The organism is Aeromonas sp. 600774, from assembly GCF_049175075.1.
GTDB classification, from domain to species: domain Bacteria; phylum Pseudomonadota; class Gammaproteobacteria; order Enterobacterales; family Aeromonadaceae; genus Aeromonas; species Aeromonas veronii_A.
On record NZ_JAAKUJ010000009.1, the window covers coordinates 1 to 23,800 of the forward strand.

Annotated in this window: 19 protein-coding genes; 10 read left to right on the forward strand and 9 right to left on the reverse strand. The window is 60.7% G+C overall.

Translation table 11 applies throughout. The features are described 5' to 3' along the window. Positions 1-442: 442 nt before the first annotated feature. Positions 443-760, forward strand: coding sequence for a PTS system regulator TmaR (tmaR, locus tag G5171_RS10960; RefSeq protein WP_005336024.1), 318 nt, complete (start codon positions 443-445; stop codon positions 758-760). Between the two features lie 208 nt (positions 761-968). After that, the gene (locus G5171_RS10965; protein WP_421250720.1) at positions 969-4,052 is read left to right on the forward strand and encodes a transglycosylase domain-containing protein; all 3,084 of its coding nucleotides are present in this window, start codon (positions 969-971) and stop codon (positions 4,050-4,052) included. Positions 4,053-4,160: 108 nt separating this feature from the next. Here the strand turns inward: G5171_RS10965 and yidA are convergent, their stop codons facing one another. The 4 genes from yidA to G5171_RS10985 form a co-directional block, all read right to left on the reverse strand. Further along, positions 4,161-4,970, reverse strand: a complete 810-nt coding sequence (gene yidA / locus G5171_RS10970; RefSeq protein ID WP_421250721.1) for a sugar-phosphatase — start codon at positions 4,968-4,970, stop codon at positions 4,161-4,163. Between the two features lie 114 nt (positions 4,971-5,084). Beyond that, positions 5,085-6,752 (reverse strand): DUF342 domain-containing protein, encoded by a 1,668-nt coding sequence (locus G5171_RS10975; protein WP_421250722.1) that lies wholly within the window; start codon positions 6,750-6,752, stop codon positions 5,085-5,087. Between the two features lie 255 nt (positions 6,753-7,007). Then, positions 7,008-8,156 (reverse strand): CinA family nicotinamide mononucleotide deamidase-related protein, encoded by a 1,149-nt coding sequence (locus G5171_RS10980; RefSeq protein ID WP_421260176.1) that lies wholly within the window; start codon positions 8,154-8,156, stop codon positions 7,008-7,010. Positions 8,157-8,209: 53 nt separating this feature from the next. Beyond that, positions 8,210-9,448, reverse strand: a complete 1,239-nt coding sequence (locus tag G5171_RS10985; RefSeq protein WP_216980032.1) for an HD-GYP domain-containing protein — start codon at positions 9,446-9,448, stop codon at positions 8,210-8,212. 144 nt (positions 9,449-9,592) lie between these two features. Here G5171_RS10985 and metA point away from each other — a divergent pair, with 144 nt between their 5' ends. Continuing rightward, the gene (gene metA / locus G5171_RS10990; protein ID WP_042053667.1) at positions 9,593-10,540 is read left to right on the forward strand and encodes a homoserine O-acetyltransferase MetA; all 948 of its coding nucleotides are present in this window, start codon (positions 9,593-9,595) and stop codon (positions 10,538-10,540) included. Here the strand turns inward: metA and G5171_RS10995 are convergent, their stop codons facing one another. Continuing rightward, positions 10,541-11,059 (reverse strand): cyclin-dependent kinase inhibitor 3 family protein, encoded by a 519-nt coding sequence (locus G5171_RS10995; RefSeq protein ID WP_266134717.1) that lies wholly within the window; start codon positions 11,057-11,059, stop codon positions 10,541-10,543. A gap of 143 nt (positions 11,060-11,202) precedes the next feature. Here G5171_RS10995 and G5171_RS11000 point away from each other — a divergent pair, with 143 nt between their 5' ends. After that, on the forward strand, positions 11,203-11,673 hold the full coding sequence (locus G5171_RS11000) for an Lrp/AsnC family transcriptional regulator (RefSeq protein WP_005336001.1): 471 nt from the start codon (positions 11,203-11,205) through the stop codon (positions 11,671-11,673). Between the two features lie 91 nt (positions 11,674-11,764). Here the strand turns inward: G5171_RS11000 and G5171_RS11005 are convergent, their stop codons facing one another. Further along, positions 11,765-13,729: an LTA synthase family protein gene (locus G5171_RS11005; protein WP_337073173.1), complete on the reverse strand. Its 1,965-nt coding sequence runs from the start codon at positions 13,727-13,729 to the stop codon at positions 11,765-11,767. 257 nt (positions 13,730-13,986) lie between these two features. On the opposite strand from G5171_RS11005, the gene G5171_RS11010 reads away from it, so the two are divergent. The 3 genes from G5171_RS11010 to G5171_RS11020 all read left to right on the forward strand — a co-directional run bounded on the left by G5171_RS11010 (position 13,987) and on the right by G5171_RS11020 (position 18,192). Then, positions 13,987-14,244 (forward strand): DUF2442 domain-containing protein, encoded by a 258-nt coding sequence (locus tag G5171_RS11010; RefSeq protein WP_337073174.1) that lies wholly within the window; start codon positions 13,987-13,989, stop codon positions 14,242-14,244. Between the two features lie 246 nt (positions 14,245-14,490). After that, complete coding sequence (locus tag G5171_RS11015) at positions 14,491-16,458, forward strand: TonB-dependent copper receptor (protein WP_421250724.1); 1,968 nt, start codon at positions 14,491-14,493, stop codon at positions 16,456-16,458. A 108-nt stretch (positions 16,459-16,566) separates the two neighbouring features. Next, entirely contained in the window at positions 16,567-18,192 is a 1,626-nt protein-coding gene (locus tag G5171_RS11020; RefSeq protein WP_421260177.1) for an alpha-amylase family glycosyl hydrolase, read from the forward strand. Between the two features lie 63 nt (positions 18,193-18,255). On the opposite strand, the gene G5171_RS11025 is transcribed toward G5171_RS11020, so the two are convergent. Together G5171_RS11025 and G5171_RS11030 are read right to left on the reverse strand one after the other, a co-directional pair. Further along, a complete protein-coding gene (locus tag G5171_RS11025) occupies positions 18,256-18,795 on the reverse strand; it encodes an MgtC/SapB family protein (protein WP_203118327.1) in 540 nt (179 codons plus the stop codon). A gap of 27 nt (positions 18,796-18,822) precedes the next feature. Further along, positions 18,823-20,265, reverse strand: a complete 1,443-nt coding sequence (locus G5171_RS11030; protein WP_421244081.1) for a RimK family protein — start codon at positions 20,263-20,265, stop codon at positions 18,823-18,825. 187 nt (positions 20,266-20,452) lie between these two features. On the opposite strand from G5171_RS11030, the gene G5171_RS11035 reads away from it, so the two are divergent. From G5171_RS11035 to G5171_RS11045, 3 genes are read left to right on the forward strand one after another with little or no spacing between them, the layout of a single operon-like run. After that, positions 20,453-20,932: a GNAT family N-acetyltransferase gene (locus tag G5171_RS11035; protein WP_408842074.1), complete on the forward strand. Its 480-nt coding sequence runs from the start codon at positions 20,453-20,455 to the stop codon at positions 20,930-20,932. Then, positions 20,929-21,174 carry a DUF3624 domain-containing protein gene (locus G5171_RS11040; protein ID WP_421260178.1) on the forward strand — a complete coding sequence of 82 codons (246 nt, stop codon included), beginning with the start codon at positions 20,929-20,931 and terminating at the stop codon, positions 21,172-21,174. Before G5171_RS11035 ends, G5171_RS11040 begins: the two co-directional genes overlap by 4 nt. A 57-nt stretch (positions 21,175-21,231) precedes the next feature. Then, the gene (locus tag G5171_RS11045; RefSeq protein ID WP_104016563.1) at positions 21,232-21,978 is read left to right on the forward strand and encodes an SDR family oxidoreductase; all 747 of its coding nucleotides are present in this window, start codon (positions 21,232-21,234) and stop codon (positions 21,976-21,978) included. Between the two features lie 61 nt (positions 21,979-22,039). On the opposite strand, the gene G5171_RS11050 is transcribed toward G5171_RS11045, so the two are convergent. Then, on the reverse strand, positions 22,040-23,512 hold the full coding sequence (locus G5171_RS11050; RefSeq protein ID WP_216976082.1) for a C69 family dipeptidase: 1,473 nt from the start codon (positions 23,510-23,512) through the stop codon (positions 22,040-22,042). Between the last annotated feature and the right edge of the window lie 288 nt (positions 23,513-23,800).

A 23,800-nucleotide genomic window follows, 5' to 3' on the forward strand; every position in this document is an offset into this window, starting at 1 on the left:
GGGGTCGCGGGTTCGAGTCCCGTCCGCTCCGCCACTAATTTGAAGGCCTTCCCGATTGGGAAGGCCTTTTTGCTATGTAAGGTTTTCACCGTGACCTCCAGATTTGCACACCAGAATCAACACAAAGCCCGGGTTCATAACCGGGCTTTGTATTTTTAGCGTGTTAAACAGCCAGTGTTAGCATTTATCTGCAGGAAGAGAACTAAAACCCTGTCACCTCCACCATTTTCTATCTATATCAACCCCTTATCTGATGGATTACTGGCCATTTTAACTGGTTTACTTTTGGCCAAACTCTGTTCATGGCGCGCGATTAGGGTTGTATCTCGCTTATAACTCGGTAGAGTAAGGGCATCTTGAGTTTGCCTGTCCCGCGCCGAGTTTGCCGGGTTCCAGGTGTAACTTGGCCAGTTTTTATCAACCTTAAGTCAGTGGTATCGATATGGAACAAGTAAACAAGTCCACCTTCAGCGATGTACTGGAATATGTGCGTATGTCCCGTCGCCAGAACAAACTCAAGCGTGAAATTGCGGATAACGAGAAGAAGATCCGTGACAACCAGAAGCGCGTACTGCTGCTCGACAACCTGAGCGACTACATCAAGCCGGGCATGAGCATTGATGATGTACAGGCGATCATCGCCAACATGCGTGCCGACTATGAAGAGCGCGTGGATGACCACATCATCAAGAACGCCGAGCTCTCCAAAGAGCGTAAAGAGCTGAGCACCAAACTGAAGGGCATGAGCTCTCACAAATAAGCGTTGCGCTTTCGCTTAAGAGACACCGGCCACTGGCCGGTGTTTTGTTATCAGCTCGGATCTCTGCCACTCCTGCAACAATCGGCTCCCCTTTTTAGAATTGCCCTGTTACCATCACCACAAAGCGGTCAATAGTTTCAAGCCATTGACTTGAAAAGACTAAGCTTGAGTGAAACACAATAAATTGCGCAACCATGGTGGGGCTGATATGGGCGCATCAGAACAGACGGATTTGACACAAGTGGCATCTCAAGATTCATCTGTCCAGACCTCGGACGGGAACCCAAAGCGCAAGCGTCGTCCCTGGTGGCGTTGGCTGTTCTGTTTTCTCTTTTTATTGTGCCTGGGGGCGGTGATCGCTCTGGTTGGCTATGAGATGAAAACCTCGAAGCTGCAATCTCAGGAGATTTCCCGCTATGCCGCCAAGCTCACGTATCAGGTCGAACCTGGTCAGAGCAAGCAGATCGCCTTCCCTGAGGATGGCCCGTTCGACAAGCGGCTCGGCTATGTGCAACTGCCGATGATGCAGGAGCGTTTGCTGCAGCGGGGCTATGAAGTCAGCAAACAGGTGCATTTCTCCGACGCACTCTATGACTATGCCAGTCGTGGCTTCTTCGTGCCCTATACCGAGAAGGTGCAGGCCGGTTTGACGCTGCACGATTGCCGCGCCGAGCCCTTCTATCAATTCAAGTATCCGACCCATCACTATCCGGATTTTGATTCCATTCCGCCGCTCGTCATCCAGTCGCTGCTGTTTATCGAGAACCGCGACTTGCTGAGCAACGAAGAGCCGTTGGCCAACCCGGCGGTCGACTGGCCCCGTTTTGCCAAGGCCGCGCTCTCTCAAGTGGGCAAGGCGCTCGATATGCAGGATCAATCTGCCGGTGGCAGTACCCTGGCGACCCAGGTGGAGAAGTATCGCCACTCGCCGGATGGCCTGACCCTGTCGCCGACCGAGAAGATCCGTCAGATGGCCTCTGCCAGCGTGCGGGCCTATCGTCTCGGGCCGGAAACCCTCGAAGCGCGTAAGCTGGTTGCTTGGGCCTACCTCAACTCGGTGCCGCTCTCGGCTGCGCCGGGATATGGTGAAGTACATGGTCTGGGAGATGGCCTCTGGGTCTGGTTTGGTGCCAATGTCGATGACGTGAACCGTCTGCTGGATCCCGCCCGCAACCAGAATGCGCCGCTGGCCGAACAGGGGCTTGCCCTGCGTCAGGTGGTCTCGCTGATGATTGCGCACCGCCGCCCCTCTTACTATCTGGCTCAAGGGCGAGAGGCGCTGGCTACCCTGACCGACAGCTACCTGCGCCTGTTTGTGCAGGAGGGGATGATCACGCCACCTCTGATGGAGGCGGCGCTCAAGGCCAAGATTACGTTCCGTGACTTCCTGCAGTCCCCGGCTATCACCCGGGTGAACAATAACAAGGGATTGCAGGTTGCCCGTACTCGCTTGAGCCGCCAGCTCGGGGTGCAGCTCTATGACCTCGACCGGATGGATCTGACCGCCGATACCAGCCTCAACATGCCGTTGCAGAACGAAATCTCCCGTTATCTGCAACAGCTGGCCGACCCGACGTTTGCCGCCCAGGTAGGGCTGTTTGGTGAGCGCCTGCTCTCGCCGGAGAAGACCGGCGATGTGCGCTACAGCTTCACCCTGTTCGAGAAGTCGCCGGAAGGGTTCAAGGTGCGGGTGCAGACCGACAACACCGATCAGCCGTTCGATATCAATGAAGGCTCCAAGCTGGAGTTGGGCTCAACCGCCAAGTTGCGGGTGCTGACCACCTATCTGGAGATCGTGGCTGAGCTGCACGACAACTATGCCGGGATGCCGGTCGAGAATCTGCGCAAGCTGGCCGCCGTCTCTCAGGACAACCTCAGCCGTTGGGCCATCTCCTATCTGATGACGGCTCAGGACAAGAGCCTGCCTGTAATGCTGGAAGCGGCGCTGGATCGCAAATACTCCGCCAGCCCCAACGAAGGGTTCTTTACCGGTGGCGGCATGCACACCTTCAACAACTTCCGCCGCGAGGATAACAATCGCATTCCGACGTTGCGTGACTCTCTGCGTGAGTCGATTAACTTGCCCTTTGTGCGGCTGATGCGCGATATCGTGCGCTACAGCCTCTACAAGGAGGGCAACCGTGCCCAGTTGCTGAAGGATGACAAGGATCCCCGTCGTCAGGAGTATCTGGCCAAATTTGCTGACAAAGAGGGCCAGACCTATCTGCTGCGCTTCTGGCGCAAATATCGCGGCAAGACCCCCGAGGAGCAGCTCGATACCTTCCTCGACGGTCTCAAGCCGAGTGCGGTACGTCTGGCGGCGGTTCACCGCTACCTGATGCCGGAAGCCAGCGAAGCGGCTTTTGCTGCCTTCCTGGCGGAGCGGTTGCCGCGGGAGAAGCTGAGTGCCAAGCGGATTAATCAGCTCTATGTGAGCTATGGCCCGGGCAAGTATTCACTGCCGGATCAGGGCTACATCGCCCGGGTTCACCCGCTGGAGCTGTGGTTGCTGGCCTATCTCAAGGAGTTTGACAAGGCAACCTTTGCCGATGCCGTTGCTGCCAGCCGTGACGAACGCCAGGAGGTCTACAGCTGGTTGTTCAAGACCCGTCATCGCAGTGCTCGTGATAGCCGGATCCGCACCATGCTGGAGGTGGAAGCGTTTCTCGATATTCATCAGCGCTGGGCCAAGCTTGGTTATCCGTTCGACCATCTGGTGCCGTCCTTGGCGACCGCCTTGGGGAGCTCCGGTGATCGTCCGGCTGCACTGGCCGAGCTGATGGGCATAATCCAGAATGGTGGCATCCGTTCGCCGACCCTGCGGATCGAGCACCTCTCGTTTGCCAAGGGGACTCCCTTCGAGACCGAGTTTGAGCCACAACACACCGAGGGAACCCGAGTGATGCCGGCAGAGGTGGCGGCAGCCCTGCGCAGTGCGCTCTCCAAGGTGGTGGAAGGGGGCACAGCAAGACGTATCGCCGGTGCTTTTACTCTGCAGGACGGCACTGTGTTGCAGATGGGGGGCAAGACCGGCACCGGTGATAACCGGATTGAAACAGTAGGCCGTTATGGCAATGTGACCAGCTCGCTGGCGCGCAACCGAACCGCGACCTTCGTTTTCTATCTGGGGGATGATCACTTCGGTACCCTGACCGCCTATGTACCGGGTAGCCAGTCCGACAAGTTCCGCTTCACATCTGCACTGCCGGTGCAGGTGCTCAAGGGCATGGCTCCCCTGCTGATGCCTTACCTGCAACCAGGTTCCCATACCCAGTGTCTGGCGAACCAGTGAAACGAGCGAATTACCGCTCATCACGCAGGTAACTGACCAGAAAAACGGGGAGGCTGACAGCCTCCCCGTTTTCATTTCCTAATCGGGCGCAGCGGCGATCGATTGCGATCAGGTGTTCAGTACGAACTGCTCGATCACCTGGGCCACACCATCTTCATCGTTGCGGGCAGTGGTGTGCTGGGCGAGATCCTTGATCTCGTCGGTGGCATTCCCCATCGCAACCCCGAGGCCAGCGTACTCGATCATGTGGCGATCGTTACCCGCATCTCCGACGCAGATCACCTGAGCGGCGGTCAGGCCAAGGTGCTCGGCCAGCGCGGCAACGCCGGTCCCCTTGTTGCTGTGCTTGTTCATGAACTCGAGGAAGAAGGGGGCGCTCTGTACCACGGTATAGCGTTCATAGAGCTCTGCGGGCAGTCGCTCGATGGCGCGGGAGAGCTGGGGCGGCTCGTCGATCATCATCACCTTCATGATCTGCTCGTCGGCAGGCAGGGTGGCGAAGTCGATCAGATTGATCGGCATGCCGATCAGGCGGGATTCGTGCTCGGTGTAGGTGCTGACACGGGGGCTGATCAGGCCACGGGTGACCGAGAAACCGTGGACGTTCACCTCCAGCTCGTCGGCCAGTTTGGCGATGGCGCTGGCGTCACTGCCGGTCAGCAGCTGGCTGCGGATGATGCGCTGATCGGCAACCTGTTGTACCAGGGCGCCGTTGTAGCAGATGACGTAGTCATGCTCTGAGGTGAGGCCGAGTTCTTCCAGATAGCGGCTCATGCCTTCCAGTGGACGGCCAGAGGCCAGCACTACGGTTACCCCTTTGGCGCGCGCGGCGCTGATGGCGGCGTGGGTGCGGGGAGTAATTTGGCCCTGCGGGTTGAGCAGGGTGCCATCCATATCCAATGCGATCAGCTTGTACATCTCTCACTACCTGAGTCTGGGTGGCCCGCCCGGTGGGGCCAAGGAAGTGGCGAGTGTAGCGAAAATCGGCGTCGGGATCACGGCCGGCACAGCGAGCTGCCGGTGTCGGTTGATCTATTTGTGCCCCTCGTAAGGGGTCATCTCCAACGTGTCATCATGAATGGTCAGACGGGTGGGGCCTCGGGTGATGGTAACCTTGCGTTTAAAGCAGGCCATCTCGACCTCGATGCCGGAGAACAGATGCTGGGTGGCAATGACCTCCATTTGCGCCATCAAGTTCTGCATATCTTCATTGTTTGCCGTGATCTGTTCGTGGATGAGGGTCAGCTCCGCCAGCTGGTGATCGCGGATTGGTTTGAGCTTGCGCAAGGTATCAGGATTGCGTTTATCGCTGGGCAGTTGCAGCAGTTTCATCACCAGTGCCTTGATCTTGTCGAGCTGGGCCTGACACTCCAGCTGGCGCAACTTGAGTTGGTGTTCCTGTTCCTTGTGGGTGAAGTAGCCACCGAGGATCTGCAGCCGGGTATGGTTGGCGGCCTCGGCCCCCAGGCTGGGGGCCATGATTAGACGATTGGCAATGCTGGTTCCACCCAGCAGATTGCCTTTACGCATGTTAGTGTCACCCACCTTGATATCCCGTCCACTGCGGGTGTAGCAGTGGCTGAGCTGGCTCTGGATTTGTATATCTCCACCCGCTTCCAGCTGCGCGTATTGGGCATAGCTGGCGTGGATCTCCCCTTGGGCATTGAGCTGGCAAAGGTACTCTCCCTGCTCGTTGCGGCGGCCAATGATACCGTGCCGTACCGTAATGCTGCCCCCTGCTTCGATCCAACCTCCTTCGATAAATCCACCGATGACGATGTCACCGCTGACCCGTATTTTCATGCCCGGGTTGACGTCGCCGCTGACGATTAATCCCCCCTCAAACGCAATGTGGCCGTGGCGGGCATCCACCTGCTTGACACTGAGTACCTCGTCCACTTTCATACCTGCTTTCTCCTGGCAGGGCAGGCCAGCCCTACTGGCGATCAACAAGTCGGGATCGTCGGGGGAGATGAAGGTTCCCTCGCCAGCACTCATTGGACTGTCTTTACCATCCTTGGCAGGCAAGTCCTGACCTGTCACGGTAAAGCCGGGCACCCCGACGGTGGCAGGATGGCGGCGCATCAGCTGGGCCCCTGCCTTGACGGTGACGATGGAACCAAGATCTCGCAGATCGACTTTGCCATGCTCCAGTTCTTGCGGCTTGAGGATCCGCTCGGCCGGTGTCTCCACCAGCCGCTCATAGCGAGTGTCCTGACCATTGACGGCAGGCTGGCCGTTGGCAATCACCAGCTTGAGCTGACTGCCGGGGGCGGCCTCCTTGGCTGACTGGATGGCAGCGGTGAGCAGTTGCTCACTCACCCCCTGTTTGATTTCGCTGATGGCGATCGTCTCTTTCAGCTGTTCCAGCGTCACATACTTGCCCCCCCAGTCGGCAGTGATCTGGGCGATGGCGCTCATGCGATCCTTCTCCACTATTACGGCGAGTCGGGCATCCTGACGCTTGCCGATGGGGATGGGGTTGGCAGGGACGGGGGCGGCAGGGTTGGTGAGCAGGGTATTAAGCAGGCTGATTGCCTGTTTGATCCCCTCGGGCAGCGGCTGATAGCGGCGACAGTTGGAAGCGAGCAGCAGAGCCTGCACATCCTGTTCCGTGACAGGTTTGGTGAGACCGGCGGCAATCCGCAGGCAGACCAGTTCCATATCGCTTGATAGCAGCAACCACTCTTTGCTTAACACCGCATCTCCTTGCTGGATGAGAACGGAACGCTCTGCTCGTTCCTCTACTGTCATTTAATCTCTCAATGATTAATAAAGCGAGTCGCCAACCCTGAGAGTGGGCAGTATTCAGATATTTCCTCTGAATGGTCAATGAATTGAAGTCAAATCGGTGATGGCGGCCAGATAAATGTGGGCGCTGTTTGGAAACGGAGTGAAAAGACGGATCGCAGCGCCAGCGACATAGGGTTGCTGGCAGGGGAGTGGCGGTTCTTATCAGCTGCGCTGGGCTGTTCTGGCCAGGGTGAGGTAATCGCCGAGCACCGGCTCACCCAGCATATGGCGGCGCAGCATGTCGAGGGCGGCAAAGGCGAGGATCTTGCGGCGACTCTCCGGGTCGAGGTGGCTGACCTTGACCGTCTGACCGACGTGTTTTCCATCGGCGCTTAGTAGCAGTGGTACACCCTCAGTGCCCTCTCGCCCTATGGTCAGTTGCAGGCCCGCATCGGCGGTCGGCAGTTGCGCCAGCTCATCGGCCAGTTGCGTACTGAAGTTGGCCTCCAGCCTGGGATGGCCGTGACAAAGCGCCAGCAGGGCGCCGCCACTCTCTCCCTCCAGCAGAGCCAGCGGTTTGCCTTGCAGCAGCGCCAGGATCTGCTGCGCCGGTTCCGTATCTCCGCTGCCAACCAGCCAGGGACGGATCGTATCCAGCAGTCGGCGCTCGGCACTCTCCATGTCAGCGGTACTGGCGTCGTGGCCGATCAGTTTCAGCTCGATAAGGGGCATGGAGGAGCGGTAACCCAGCTCGATGCCGGCTGGCCAGGGTTCGGCATCCAGCATATCGCTGAGCGCCGACTCCGAGACGCCGAAGGTGTAAAAGCGACGCAGCTCGGTATCGATCTGCGCACCGGCCAGCTGTTTGAGGCGCGGCAGAATTTGCTCGCGCACCATCTGTTTGAACTCGAACGGCACGCCCGGGGTGAAGAAGAGCTGACTCTGGCCACTTCGCACCACAAAGCCGCAGGCGGTGCCGACCGGGTTGTCGAGGATCTCGCTCCCCTGTGGCAGCCATGCCTGTTTGGCATTGCTTTGTGCCATGGGGCGGCCACGGCTGGCGTAGCGCGCTTCGATGGTAGCGAGCCATTCGGGGAAGAGGGTGAGTGGCTGGTCAAAGGCTTCAGCTGCCGCCTGAGCGGTCAGGTCATCGGCAGTGGGCCCGAGTCCGCCACACACCAGCACCACCTCGGCGCGGCTGGCACTCTCTTGCAGCACCGTTTTCAGGTCGGTGAGGTTGTCCCCTACCGTCAGGCGACGGCGCACCTGCCAGCCCTGCTCCAGCAGCAGAGCGCTGAGCCAGGCCGCGTTGGTATCCACCACCAGACCCGTCACTATTTCATCTCCGGTACTGATGATCTCGATACGCATGGCTGGCTCCTTGGATTAAACGGGTGGCAACGGTTGGCCTCGGGCCAACACAATCAGGCTTTGTTGTGCTCGAAGTAGTAGCTGATCCGGGTACGCGGATTGAGGTACTCGAACACGGCGGGCGGCAGCCGTTTGGGGTGGATCACCTTGGCGATCGACAGTTCGGCTTGCTGCAGGTCGATGATGGCGGCTTCCTGACGGGGAATGCGCGGATCGTAGACCAGCACCGAGGGGTAGAGCAGGCGGGAAGCGTTGACCGACATCACCAGTCCCACCTGACCGTTGGAGAGCTGCACCACGCTGCCGGGGGGGTAGATCCCCATCAGCCGGATCAGCATGCTGAGGTACTCCGGATTAAACTGCGCCTTGCGCTGCTTGTAGAGGCCGCTCAGGGCCGAGTAGGGTACCTTGGCCTGCATGTGGCAGAGGTTATCGTACTCGTTGATCAGTGACACCATCTGAGTCAGCGGATCGAGCTGGCCACCCTTGAGCCCTTCCGGCCCGCTGCCATCGAGATATTCGTGGTGATGGAGCACGATCCCCTTCGCCTCGGCCGGGAAATCCTTGGCCAGATTGAGCAGATCCAGCCCGTAGCGCGGGTGCTGGGCCATCAGGTTTTGCTCCGGCTTGGTCAGCGGTTCGGTCTTGCGCAGGATCTGGCTCGGGATCTTCAGCTTGCCAATATCGTGGAACAGCGCCCCCATGCCGACTTGACGGATCTCGTCGGCCGTCATGCAGCACTCCTTGGCCAGCAGCATGCTGAGCACGCTCACATTGAGGGAGTGGAAGTAGAGGTTGTTGCCATCCTCGCTGTCGGAGACCAGATGGAGCACCATCTCGTCCACCGAGAGCAGTTGCTCGGTCATGGCGTTGACCAGCTCCTGTGCCTCGCCGATGGCATTGAGGGGGCGGGACTGGATCTTGCTCATCACGCTGCGCACCTGTGCCAGCGACTGCTGGAACTGCTTCTCGCACTGCTGCAAATTGCGGCGATACTGTTGCAACTGCTCTATACGCTGATCCTTCTCCTGCTGCATTCGGGCTTGCCGCTGTGCGGCGTCTGCGCTCTCTTGTTGCTGAGGCTGTACCTGATTGAGGGGCTTGGGCGGAACGTCGCTCTTGTCGGGAATGATGGTAACCAGTTTCAGGCCGAGACGGCGGATCAGCTCGATCTCTTCTTCACTTTTGATCTTGAAGCTGGAAAACAGGAATGGGTGTTCACGCCACCCCAGTGGCAGGGATACATAGTTGCCGACTTGCAGTCGATCTACGGAAATCTTGATACCGGTCATTATCTTGGATGCAGGGGAGATACTGAGCCGTATGCTAGTCAAAGGTGGGGGTGAATACAAAAGGTATCTGATGACAGTGCGTGAGCTTTATTATAGGCTTCTGGATGTCCAGACATATTTACCGATGCAGTACAGGGAGTAAGCATGCCGATCAAGATCCCGGATCAGTTACCCGCCGCCGAAGTGCTGGGGCAGGAGAACATCTTCGTGATGACGGAATCCCGGGCCGTCACCCAGAACATCCGCCCGCTGCGGGTGTTGATCCTCAATCTGATGCCCAAGAAAATTGAGACCGAGATCCAGCTGATGCGGATGCTCTCCAACTCGCCGCTGCAGGTGGATGTGGATCTGCTGCGCATTGATGACAGGGAGTCAAAGAACACACCTCAGGCCCACCTCGAGAACTTCTACCACGACTTCGAACAGGTGCGTGGCAACAACTACGACGGCATGATCATCACCGGGGCGCCGCTTGGGCTGGTGGAGTTCGAGGAGGTGGTCTACTGGCCGCGCATTGTCGAGATCATCGAGTGGTCCCATCAGCACGTGACCTCCACTCTGTTTCTCTGCTGGGCGGTGCAGGCGGCGCTTAAAGCCTTGTATGGCATGGAGAAGCAGACCCACGGCGAGAAGCTCTCCGGGGTTTATCGCCACCACCGCCTCGACGAGCATGAGCCGCTGCTGCGCGGTTTCGACGACGAGTTTGTCGCCCCCCACTCCCGTTATGCGGCGTTTGATGGCGATCTGATCCGTGCCCAGACCGACTTGCAGATCTTTGCAGAGTCAGAAGAGGCGGGGGTTTATCTGGCTGCGACCAAGGATTGTCGTCAGGTGTTTGTCACCGGGCACCCGGAGTACGATGCTTTGACACTGGATGGGGAGTATCAGCGTGATCTAGCGGCGGGGCTCGACCCGGCCATTCCGGTCAACTACTACCCGAATAACGATCCGAGCCGGACGCCGCGCGCCAGCTGGCGCAGCCATGGTCATCTGCTGTTTGCCAACTGGCTCAACTACTACGTCTATCAGCTCACCAGTTATCGGGTGGAGGATATCGGCAAGGTCTTCACCTACGACCAGGGGGGCAAGTAGTCAGTCGCCCTGCTCCAGCCGCTCGGCCAGCTGGTCGAGCCATTGGCGGTGGCAGGCCAGGATAAACGCCTTGGGTCTGTGGGCCTTGATGGCGGCCATCGCCTCTTGCTGTGGCTGGCCGAGGGTCATCAGCAGCGCGGCGGCGACCAGACCGGTACGACCGCTGCCCCCTTTGCAGTGGATGACCAGATGTTTGCCATCCCCCAGCAGCTCGCGCAGCTGTGGCAGCGCCTGTTGCCAGGCAGCTTCGAAGGCGGCATCGGGGGCCAGATCATCCTCGATGGGCAGATGGAACCAGCGCATCCCTTCGTGCTCGACCTGCTGGCCGAGCTGCGCCAGTTCGAGTCGGATTAACTCGGCGCTTGTCATCAGGGTCACCACTCCGTGGGCACCGGCCAACCGCAGTTGATCGAGCGCCAGAGTCAGCGGCACCTGCTGGGTGCCGGGGCAGGGGGTCAGCAGCAGCTGACCGTCGACACGGGGAACTTCAAGGCTCCAGAAGGGGTGATACGGGTGCATGGCGGATCCTCGCGTGGTGGCCGCAGGGTTGCGGCCGGTGAATGGCGCCAAGGATAGGCGGGGCAGGGGGGATGTCAATGGCCGTTGTGTTTGCCCCGGTTTACGGGCAGAGTCTAAAAAATTGAGCGGTTCAAGGAGTTAAGATGAGAAACCTGGATCAACTGGATTTGGATATCCTGGCCCATCTGTTTCGGGATGCGGGCATGACCAACAAGGATCTGGCCGCGCTGGTGGGCGTTGCCCCCTCCACCTGTCTGGAGCGGGTGCGTAAGTTGCAGCAGGATGGCGTGCTCAAGGGAGCGCACTGTGAAGTGGATTATCAGGCCCTCGGGGGTCACATTCAGGCAATGGTCTCCCTGCAGCTGGCCCGCCACAGCCGCCAGATCATCGATGCTTTCCGCGATGCCATTCTGGCGCTGCCCGAAGTGATCAGCCTGTTCCACATGGGGGGCAAGGATGATTTTCTGGTGCACCTCTGTGTCTCCGATACCGAGCACCTGCGCAACTTCGTCTTCGATCACTTCACCTCCCGCGAAGAGGTGGTGCACCTCGAAACCTCGCTGGTATTCGAGCACAAGTTCAGCCGCTCCCTGCCCTGCTTTCCCCAGCCATAACGGCCTGTGGGCCGACGGTATGGATAGATGGAAAAAACCGCCAGCTGGCGGTTTTTTCTATTCTGCTATGGGTTGAAGCAGCACGAGCGGCTCAATTGGCGGCGGTGCGTTCATCCTTGGCCGTCTGATAGAGGCTCTTCTGATAGGCCATGCTGCCCCACAGGGCAAGACCGAGAGCATCCTCCTTCAAGGCGTCCGGCTGCGCCGCCAGAGTCAGCTTCTCGCTGGCATTGTCGTAGACATAGCCCTCTGCTGCCCGTTCCGGTTGCAGGATCACCACATCCTTGCCGCGCATCAGGGCGAAGTTCTTGTCGTACTGCATGATGGCGCGCCCCGGCCAGTCGGCGGGCATGCGCGTCAGATCCTTGCCGAGCATGGGGTAGTCGGCACTGATCCCCATCAGGGAGAGCAGGGTCGGCGCCATGTCGATCTGGCTGACGATGCGCGGATCCTTCTTCGGTGCAATGCCGTCACCGACGATGACGCCGGGGATATGGAATCGGGGGATGGGCACCAGGCTGGCGCCACCGACCCGGCTGTCGTGGTCGGCGATGACCAGGAACAGGGTATCCTTCCAGTAGTCGGACTGTTTCGCCCTCTTGAAGAACTCGCCGATGGCGTAATCCGCATACTTGGCCGCGTTGTTGCGGGTTTGTTTGGGCTGCTCGAAGAGTTCGATGCGGTTGTCCGGGAATTCGAACGGATCGTGGTTGCTGGAGCTGAACACCAGACTGAAGAAGGGTTTGCCCTCCTTGTGCAGCGCGTTGAAGGTGTCGTCGGCCTTGGCCATCAGATCCTCGTCGGACGCGCCCCAGGAGCCCTTGAACACCGGATTGTCGAAATCTTTCTGCTCGATGATGGTGGTGAAGCCGTTGCCGAGGAAGAAGCTGCGCATGTTGTCGAAGTGGCTCTCGCCGCCGTAGATAAAGCTGGTGTCGTAACCCCGTTGCTTGAGCAGATCCGCGATGGTGAAGAAGTTGGTCTGGCTCTTGCCGAGTTTGACCACCGCCTGCGCCGGGGTCGGGGTGAAGCCGGTCAGTACCGCTTCGATACCGCGTACCGAGCGGGTGCCGGTGGCGTAGAGCTGCTCGAAGGCCCAGCCTTGCTGCGACAGGGCATCGATGTTGGGGGTAAGCGGCAGGCCGCCGAGAGAGCCGACAAACTGGGCGCCCAGGCTCTCCTGCAGCAAGATCACCAGATTCTTCGGCTTGCCCTTGAAGCTCGCCTCGTTGAAGGTCTGGCTGGGTAGCAGATCGGAGTTGAAATCACTGGACGGACGGCCACTCTCTCTGCGCATGACCTCGAGCACTTTCTGCTCCGTCATCTTGCCGTAAAAGCGGCTGGCATCCTCCTCGGCGCCCATCTGCTTGATGGCAAAAAAGAGAGAGTAGGCGGAGTTGACGGTCAGTGCGTTGACCAGCGGATCCTCGGCAAAAGCGACCATGGCCGGGTTGAGGGCGCGGTGGCCGAGGCTGGAGCGGGCACCTAGAAAACCTATGGCCAGAATGAGCAGGGCGAATGCCGGACGCAGGTACCAGCGGGGGAAGCTGAGGCCACGTACCAGACGGCCGCTCAGCCACCATCCACCGGCCAGCACGGCACCACTGAAGAGCACCGCCAGCAGTAGCTCAGCCTTGCGGCCCGCCCATAGCATGGCGAATACCTCTTTCGGATAGATGAGGTACTCCACATAGAGGCGATTGGGGCGCACGCCATATTCGGTGATAAACGAAGGGGTGGATATCTCGAGGAACAGCATCAGCCAGAGTCCGACAGTCAACCAGACGCGCATCAGTTGCATCCAGCCGCGACCGATGGTGTGGGGGCCGGCCAGCAGCAGGGTTAGCATAGCGGGGACTCCCCAGACCCAGCAGAGGGTCGCAAAATCGACCCGGATCCCTTGCAGCAGCATCTCCTGCCAACCGGCCACGGCATCCACCCGTTCCAGTTGCCAGAGACCGAGGGTGAGCCTGCTGAAAGAGAGAGAGAAAAGCGCGAAAACGCAGAAGACGGCAAAGGGCCAAAACGGGCCGAGTCGCTGTTTTAGTACTGTCATCTTTATTCCTGATTAAGACTGAAGACGTCTGTCCACAGACGTGTTTACTTGCTGTGAGCTTATGACAGATCGAATTGGTTAAGGTTGCATTCAAGTTTGTTAAAAGTCGAAACCAGCACATTTGTCATCTAAAAATGTGATGTCGCACAGCGAATGAGCACAGCATAACCAGCTGGATAAAATGTGACCCGCAGCGCGAATAGGGGTGGGATCGCGATTTATAATTGCCGCGAATTATCTCAATCGGAGCCGAAGGGATGCCGGTCTTTATCGATGTCGAGTATGTGCAGGGATGGCGCCTGTTTCTGGTGTTATCGGACGGCACCACAGGCGTGCTGGATCTGACCCCCTGGCGCATCCAGCCGCTGTTTGCAAAGCTGGAGAGCGAGCGTCACTGTGCCCGGGTCTTTATCAATCGCTACCATCAGCTGGAGTGGCCCGTCGGATGTACCTTGTCTGCCCACGAGGTCTATCACCTCATCTCTCCCATCGATGAGCGAGAAGCCTTCAGTTAATCCCCATTTTTTGTGAGCCAATGCCAGATTACTGTTACTGGAATGTTTGCCTGTTTGCCTTTCTGAGTCAACTTGGGTAAAACCTGCGCAACATTTTGCCAACTAGTCTTCGCTTCACCTGACAGAGGCTTGCCGCTTTCGCGCCGCAGGCCTTTTTTGCGGCTTGATGGTAAACCTTTCTGTTACTGAAAGGTTTGGTCGGTTGAATGAAAAAAATAAAATAAACAAATACATAAGGACAAATGTATGGCTTGTCATATGCGCACTCCTCTTGCCCTGCTGGTGGGCGGGCTCGCCTGTCACGGTGCTGCCGGTCAGGAAGCGGTTCAACAGTTGGATCCTATGGTGGTGGTGGCAACCCGCCCCGCCAGCACTCTGGAGGTGACGCTGGACCCCAAGAAGCCCGGTTCCCCCATGCCCGCTGCCGATGGCGCCGGTTATCTCAAAAACGTCACTGGCATGAGCATGGTGCGCAAAGGGGGGCTCGGTGGCGATCCCGTGCTGCGGGGGATGGGGATGTCCCGCCTCAACGTGCAGATGGATGGCGGTATGTTGGCTGGTGGCTGTGGTGGCCGGATGGACCCGCCCACTGCCTATGTGTTCCCCCAATCTTTTGACCGGATCAGAGTGCTCAAGGGGCCGCAATCCCTCGAGCAGGGGGCAACCCTGGCGGGAACCGTGCTGTTTGAGCGGGACCGGCCAGAGTTTATGGCACCGGGCTTCAAGAGCGACGCCTCGGCCCTCTTTGGCAGCTTCGGCCGCGATGACCAGATGGTCGACATGACGGCAGGCTCGACCGATGGTTATCTGCGTGGTCAGTTTACCCACTCCGACAGTGACGATTACCGCGATGGCCACGGTGACAAGGTGCGCTCCTTCTATCGCCGCGAGAACGGCACCGCCCAGCTGGGCTGGACGCCAGGGGAGCACACCTGGCTGGAATTCACCGCCGAGCGCAGCAATGCCCGCGCCGCCTATGCGGACCGCACCATGGATGGCCCTATGTTTGACCGCGAATCCTTCGGGCTGAAGCTCAAGCAGGAGGAGATCACCACTCACTGGCAGCGCAGCGAGCTGACCCTGTGGGACAACTACATCGACCACATCATGGACAACTTCAGTCTGCGGCCAAACAGCGGCATGAAGATGCTCTCCAACCCGGATCGCCGCAACACCGGCGGGCGTTGGGCCAACGACATCGCTCTGCCAGCCGACTGGTTGCTGACCGCCGGGCTCGACAGCAACCGGGATCAGCACCGCAGCCGGGGCGGCGTCGACTATGCCACCAAGGATCGCCAGCGCACCCTGCGTTTCGAGCAGCAGGGCGGTTTTGCCGAGCTGGGGCGCCAGCAGGGGGCCCACAGCTACAAGGGGGGGTATCGTCAGGATCGGGTCGAGACAACCCGTTATGGTGCGGGTGATCAGACCCTCTACAGCGAGACCGAGCACCTCGACAGCGGTTTTGGTCGCTACGAGTACCAGTGGTCGCCCCGCTGGTCCAGCTATCTGGCGTGGGGACAGGCAGAGCGGGCGCCGGACTACTGGGAACGCAGCAAGGACAGCACCCCGTTCACCCTCAACCCGGAGCGCAGCCGCCAGTGGGACGCAGGGCTGGCCCTGCGCAGCCGCGAGCTGGATCTGACCCTCTCCCTCTTTAGCGCCAACATCAAGGACTACCTGCTCTATAACAACAAGTCGAACAAGGTGCGCAATATCGACGCCCAGACCCGCGGTGGCGAAATGGAGGGGCGCTGGCAGTTTGCCGAGCAGTGGCGTCTCGATGGCGGCCTGGCGGTGGTCTACGGTGAAAACCAGAGCGACAACAAGCCGCTGGCCCAGATGCCGCCGCTCGATGGCAAGTTGGCGCTGGGCTGGCAGCCAGCCGAGGCGTGGAATCTGACCCTGTTGGGCCGCGCCGTGGCCGCGCAGGATCGGGTCGATGTGGGCTCCGGCACTGTCGCCGGTCAGGATCAGGGTGAGACCCCGGGCTTCTTTACCATGAACCTGAGCGGTGCCTGGCAGTTTGCCAAGGGGTGGCAGCTCTCGGCCGGGGTAGACAACCTGTTCGACACCTTCTACTACGAGCACCTCTCCAAGTCGGTGCACAGCAGTCAGGCCGGGTTGGGCTATGAGCAGGTGGGGCGGATACCGGAACCGGGCCGCGCCTACTGGCTCTCGGTCAGTTACCGCTTCGCCTCGGTCGGTGTGCTCTAACCAGTTGAGTCAGATAACGTTTTCAGTCACAGACACCGCTGTGTGAGCATCGTTATCATGGTGAAAACAGGCGTATCAGACGCCTGCTCTCACAGCGGGAACACAACAATGAAACAGGGAACGTTACGCTATGGCGGCCTGCTCGGGGCCGCCCTGTTACTGGCGGCTTGCGGCGGCAGTGGTAGTTCGGGCGGGGAGAGCACGCCCCCCGTGGTCAATCCGCCGGTCACCCCGCCGCCGGCCACCGCCAGCCGCGCCTGCTACGGCAATGATCAGCCGGCCTGCAACCTGCGCACCTATCAGGTGATGGTGGAGTCGTTTATCGACGGCGACGACAGCGCCAACTATGGTGTCGGCTACGGCCCCTCCCAGCACAACGGCGATCTGCAGGGGATCATCGACAGCCTGGACCACATCAAGAGCCTCAACGTCAACGCCATCTGGCTCACCCCGGTGTTTGATTCCTGCGCGGGGCAAGGCGGTGACGACAAGCTGGATGCCACCGGCTACTTCGCCTGCGACTTCTTCAACGTGGACCCTAACTTCGGCAGCAACGTCCAGCTCAAGAAACTGGTAGACGGTGCGCATCAGCGCGGCCTCTACGTCTTCCTCGACGGGGTGTTCGGCCACGTCAACAAGGTGGGGGTGAGCAAGCCCTCGCCCGAGGGACGGCTGCCCGCCCTCAAGAGCGGCGGTGCCGGTTATCCCGGCCAGCTGGTGGATTACAGCCAGCCCCAGAGTCTCGCCTACTTCAAGGAGGTGGCCCGCTACTGGGTCGAGCAGTACGGCATCGATGGCTGGCGCCTCGATCAGGCCTATCAGCTTGGGCTGGATGATTGGCGCGCCATTCGCAGCGAGGTGGAGCGGGTCAGCGCGGCGCGCAAGAACGCCGGCCAGCAGTGGGGTACCCTCGGCTACATGGTGGGTGAGGTGTGGAAGGGCGCCGACGAGATCCGCGCCCAGGCGTATGGGCCGAGCGACAACCCGGCGCTCTCTTCGGCGTTCGACTTCCCGTTGCGCTACGGCCTGGTGCAGGCGCTGGCGGTGGAGGAGTCCGGCAAGGGGGGGCAGGGGGCCAGCGTGCTCGACGCCAGCTGGAACAAGGTGGAGAACTACCCGGATCACGCCATGCCCAATCTGATGCTGGGCAACCATGATCTGGTGCGCTTCGGCGATCTGCTGGAGCGCGGCAACTTCAATCCGGCGAACTACTGGCAGCGCCACAAGGCGGCCTTCAGCTTCCTGGCGGCCCGCTCCGGCCCCATCACCCTCTACTACGGCGAGGAGTTTGGCGACGAGGTGCCGGACTTTGCCCAGCAGGTGGGGGGCGACTGTGCCGCGCAGGGGCTCTGTGACGATCACGTGGCCCGCAGCGATGGCAAGGTGCCAGGTGCCACCGGCTTCGTGCCGAGCAGCGAGCAGAGCGAGCTGAAACAGTGGCTCAGCCAGTTGCTGGCCCTGCGCGCCGCCCACCCCGCCCTCTATCAGGGGGAGCGGGTCAAGCTGGTGGCCGAGGGAAGCGTCTATGGCGACATCAAGCAGACGGCGGCGGAGCAAGTAGTCTACCTGCTCAACGTCTCCGGCACGCCCCAGAGCTATGCTGTGCCGGCCAGCAAGTTGCGCAGTGGCAGCGCGCTGGTGGATCTGCAGAGCGGCGAGCGCCTGGCCATCGGCGGCAGCAGCGTGACGGTGGAGTTGCCACCCCTCACCGGTCGCTTCCTGTTGCTGCAATAGTGCGACCTCGCCCCAACGCAAAGGGCTCCATAGCGGAGCCCTTTTTTCATTTGCGACGCCGTCCTACTTCTCGATGCTGCTGCCCAGCTCATCCGGGCGGGGAGCGGCTGGCGGGTGACCATTGCCGTTGCCATTGCGCCAGCTCTCCAGCCGGTTGTGCACCCCGCGGCGCAGGCTCTTGAAGCTGGTCTCCAGATAGTCGACGCCGACCAGGATGGAGAGGGTGACGCCGGTGAGCAGCAGCGCCTGATGGAGCATCTGCATACCGATGAGGGCGCCGAGGGCGGCCAGCATCCAGACGGTGGCGGCGGAGGTGACCCCCAGCACCTGACCATCCCGGGTCATCATCACCCCGGCACCGAGAAAGCCGATGCCGGTGATGAGCTGGCCCAGCACCCGTGCCTGATCGGCGCTCTGGGGGCTGAGGGCGGCGCCGATGGCGAGAAAGCAGTAGGTGCCGAGGATGATGAGCGAGGAGGTGCGTATGCCGACCGGCTTGCCGCGCAGCTGGCGCTCCAGCCCTACCAGAGTGCCGCACACCAGACAGACCAGGATGTTCTCCCAGCCAAGGGGTGCAATGTCCCACCAATCAGTCGTCATCATATCCACCTCTGCAATCGATGCTTGTTGTTATCCGGCCGCGCTCTGCCCCCGGTTCTCCAGCCGCTGGCGGAAGGCACGGGCCAGTCGCTCGTAGAGATCCTGCGCCTCCTTGTCTTCAATATCGCCACGTATCCAGGGATTGTCGATGATTTCCAGCAGCACGCAGTCGCGCCCCTGCTGGCGCAGGTCGACCCCGAACAGGCCGTTGCCGAGCTGATGGACGGCGCGGCGGGCGGTTTGCAGCACCCGTTCCGGTACCTCGTTGAGCGGCAGCGCCTCGATGCGGCTCATGTCGAGAGGGTGTTTGCGGCGGCGAATGCGGTTGCCGGGCTCGGGCCGGAAACGGCGGCAGGCAAACAGCGGCGAACCGTCGAGAAAGCCGATGCGCCAGTCGAACTCGGCGGGGATCCGGCTCTGCACCAGCAGCAGGGCGGAGCGGGCCAGCCCCTCGTCCAGCAGGCGAGCCAGCTGCTGCTCGTCGCTGGCCATGGCCAGATCTCGCCCCTGCGCCCCGTCGGGCACCTTCACCATCAGTGGCAGGCCGAGCCGTTGCACCAGCTCGTCCACGTGGTGGCGGCCGCGGCGGGTCACCACCATGGTGGGCGGCATGGGCACGCCGCTGCGCACCATCAGCTCGTAGAGATAGAGTTTGTTGCTGCAGGCGAGGATGGCGCGGGAGCTGTCGATCACCGGCATCTTGAGCTGCTCGGCGCGGCGGGCAAATTCGAAGGTGTAGTGGCCGACCGCCGTCTCGGAGCGCAGCCAGAGGGTATCGAACTCCGGCAGCCGCTCGATGGCTGACGGCGCCAGGATCTCGGCCCGGATCCCCTGCGCCGCGGCCGCTTTGATAAAGCGCTCCAGCGCCACTGCATCGCTGCTGGCGCGGCCGTCGTTGGGGTCGACCAGAATGGCGAGTTGGTAGAGTGGCGCCGCCTGCTCCTCGTCGCCGGTGCCCACCAGTGCCTGGGCGTGGTGCAGCATCAGCTCTTTCTCGCTCGGGCTCAGCGCCAGCGGTGACAGGCTCTGCTGCTGGCGCACCGACCAGCCGTGGCGGCCGCGCTTGAGGGTCAGCTCCTGCAGCGGCAGCTGGCTGAGGCCATAGTAGTAGCGGGCCAGCCCCGCCAGCTCGCTCAGTTCGCTCTGGCCGAAAATGGCGCGTACCCGGATCCTGTCTTCGCTCTGCTGGGCCAGCCAGCCCTGCAATTTTCGCCACAGCTTGGCCGGTGGCTGTTGGGGCTGCAACTGGCTGATGGCCTGCAAACCCGGCAGACAGTGGTGGCCGCGGGCCTGGGCCAGCAGCGAGCAGTAGTAGCCGGCGCTGAGGTGTTCCAGATTGCGGCAGAGGTTGATGATGCGGGGGCGGCCGCCGGTGGTGGGCACCCCGTGTTGCAGATAGGTGCGGGCGGTCAGCAGATAATCGGCATGGCAGGGCCAGTCGCCCAGCTCTTCGACGATGACGTAGGTACTCATATTTTTCGGCTCCACAGATGAAACTGCCTTAAGCGGCAGGATCCCCAGTGGGCTTCGATGCACCGACAAGCACGACAATGGCGCGAGGGGAAACAAGAGGTTACAGTGCCTAATATTCTGCCTTGGTAACTTGTGATACAAGTCGCATTTTTGGTGCTGAGGATAAATAACCGAACAAGGACTCCCCGTGTTGACCGTCCGCGCCGCCCGACCCAGCGATCTGGGCGCCATCGTTAAACTGGAACGCTACTGTTTTCCTCCCGAGGTCGCCTTTGGCCGCAGTCGCTGGCACTATCTGCTCGCCCAGGCCAGAGGCCGCACCCTGCTGGTGCTGGATGAGAAGGAGCAGTTGATGGGCTATCTCTGCCTGCTGGAGCACAAGGGGTGGGATCGCCTCATCGTGCAGACCCTCGCCATCCGCTGGACCATCCGTCGTCAGGGCTGGGCGCGGCGCCTGCTGGAGCAGGTGATCCGCGAAGGGCAGGAGGCTGGCTGGGGGGCGATCCGGCTGGAGGTCGGCGATGCCAACGCCGAGGCACTGGCGCTCTATCGGGGGCTGGGGTTCAAAGCCACCCAGCGGCTGCCCGACTACTATGGCCCGGGTCAGCATGCCCATCGGCTGGTGCTGAAGCTGGCCGGAGAGAGGAGAGAAGAGGAGAGGGGATGAGCTGCGACAACTGTCTTGCCACCGCCATCAGGGCCAAGCTGGGGCGCTGCCCGCTCTGTGCCGGCCAGACCTTTGCCATCGGCATGGTCGGCTGGCTGGTCTGGTGGTGGTTTGGTGCCGACACTTCGGTCAACGCCCTCACCGCCCTGCTGTTTGCGCTGGGGGGCTCGGCACTCTTTCTGCTCCATCTGGCGGTGTTTGTCTGGCGCAAGGCGACCGGACGTGAATTGAGCGATGAATAAGTCAGATTGGTTTCAACAACATAAATAACAATATCGGTTGAGATAATGGAGGTTCAGATGATAGCAATGGTAACGGGCGCCTCGTCCGGGTTTGGTGAGTCCATCAGCCGCCAGCTGGTGCAGGCGGGCTACAAGGTGATCGGTACCGGTCGTCGCGCCGAGCGGCTCGCTGCGCTGGCTGACGAGCTGGGCGCGCAGTTCCTGCCGCTGGCGTTCGACGTGCAGGACAAGGCGGCCACCCGCGCTGCCATCGCTGCTCTGCCAGCCGAGTGGAGCGAGGTGGATCTGCTGGTCAACAACGCCGGTCTGGCGCTGGGGCTGGAGCCGGCCCACAAGGCGGATCTGGAAGATTGGGAGCAGATGATCGCCACCAACATCAGCGGTCTGACCCTGCTCACCCGATTGCTGCTGCCGGGCATGGTGGCGCGCAATCGCGGTCACGTCATCAATATCGGTTCGATTGCGGGCACCTACCCCTATCCGGGTGGTAACGTCTACGGCGCCACCAAGGCGTTCGTGAAGCAGTTCAGCCTCAACCTGCGCGCCGATCTGGCGGGTACCGCCATCCGCGTCACCAACGTGGAGCCGGGCCTGTGCGGCGGCACCGAGTTCTCCAACGTGCGCTTCCACGGTGATGATGCCAAGGCGGCCTCCGTCTATCAGGGGGTGGAAGCGATCCAGCCGGAAGACATCGCCAATACCGTGCTCTGGGTGAGCCAGCAACCGGCCCACGTCAACATCAACAGCATCGAGATCATGCCGGTGGCGCAGACCTTCGGCCCGCTCAATATCAGCCGTCGCTGATCGCCGCATTGGCTGAAACAAAAGAGGCTCCCTTAGGAGCCTCTTTGCGTTGGCGAACCGATTACAGGCTCATGATCTTCTTGAACTCCTCCGGCGAATACTTCTTCTCGGTGCGCTTGGTGAGATCCGTCATCAGCTTGTAGCGCAGCGTTTTGGCCATCTGATAGGTCTGCTCCAACTGGCCATAGGAGTAGTCGGCGGCTAGCCCGATGGCGGTAGCCTTGTCGCTGGCATAGGCCTGCTTCAGGCTCTTGTCGAGCAGGGCTACCTCCTTGTAAAGCTTGCTGCTCTCCTTGCTCCAGACGCCGCGCAGCAGCGGCAGGTACTTGTCCGGATCGGCGCTGGCCAGCGCGGTCAGGCTGCGGAACTGCCAGTAGGCAGAGTCATCGGAGTAGCTGTCGCTGCCGGTGCGATAGGGCTGGGGGTAGGATTCCAGGGTGTTGTATAGCGGCACCATCACAGATTCGGCCAGCACGCCGTAGCTCTGCCAGATCAATCCCTGCAGCTCTTTGGGCATCTCCTTGCGCAGCTGGATGACGTGGGATTCCAGCTGGCGATCGATGCGGATCGGCCGCTCAGCCTTGCCCGCCAGCGGCGTGCCCTCATAGGTGGCGCTCAGCAGTTTGGCCACGTCCGGCACGGCGATGGGATCATCCGGCTTCATAAAGAGCGGATATTGCGCCTGCCGGGTCGGCTGCGGATGGCTGGCGGTCAGCATTTTCTGGCCGAGCCACTCCCGATCCACGTTATACGGGTCAGCGATGACCCCGAACGCCTTGGCGAAGTTGAACTCTTTCGGGTCGGCGTTATCCAGCAGTTTGTGCTCGCGTACAAACTCCAGCAGCTTGGGCGAGTGCAGCACATCGGCGCTGTCGAGATTGACGCCGTGGATGCGCAGGCCGTTGGCCACCATGGCGTAGCTGTCGTCCGGCACCCGCACCGCAATCCAGTGGTGGCCGGAGCCGATCTCCATCAGCCAGGCCTCGTTCACATCCGCCAGATAGAGGCTGTTGCCCTCACCGGCGCCATATTGCTCCACATAGCTGCCGAGCAGCTCGACCCCCTCTTTGGCCGTTTTGGCCTGCGGCAGGATCAGGGTCGGGATGATGGCTTCAATCACTCCCTTCTCGATCAGCGGATCGGCTTTCTGGGCCTTGTCGTTGACCTCGGCACTGGTGGTGGCCGAAATGGCGACGTTGAACTCGTTGATGCCGCGCTCCTCGTAATACTTGCCGTCGGGGTCGCTGGCTGTGGCATCCCAGTCACGAATGGCGGAGTAGGCGAAAAACGCCTTGGGCATCGGCACTTCCAGCCCGTTACCCAGTTTCCAGACCTTGCCCTCGTTCTGCTGCGCGGGCCGGAAGGCGAGGTACTTGTTCCAGTTGTTGACGCCAAAATCCTCGTTTCTGGCGATCATCACGCTGCCATCGGCACTGGCCCCCTTGCCGACGATAAGGCCGGTACAGGCGTCGGCACTGGTGCCAAGCAGGGTGAGCAGGGTGGCGGAGAGAAGACTCAAGGTGTGTTTTTTCATCGTTATGCCCGAAAGGTTGCGGTGAGTGAGAGTCAGACGAGGGGATGAGGTGTGGGGAGGCCGCAACTCCGAACTGGCAGCGGAGTGCGCTCGGCAGATTGGTCTGCCTGTTATTGGTTTTACGAACAGATCATCCATGACACGGCTGGCTGGTTGTGATGTGCGCCAAAATTGTATGCCTCGCTGGTTGTTTGTTTTGTGATCGACGGAGCGTTCCTGCGGTTTATAGGGTGCAGCGTTTTTGAGGCAGCGGTATGTGTCGGAAATTGGGGGAAAGCAGCGGATGAG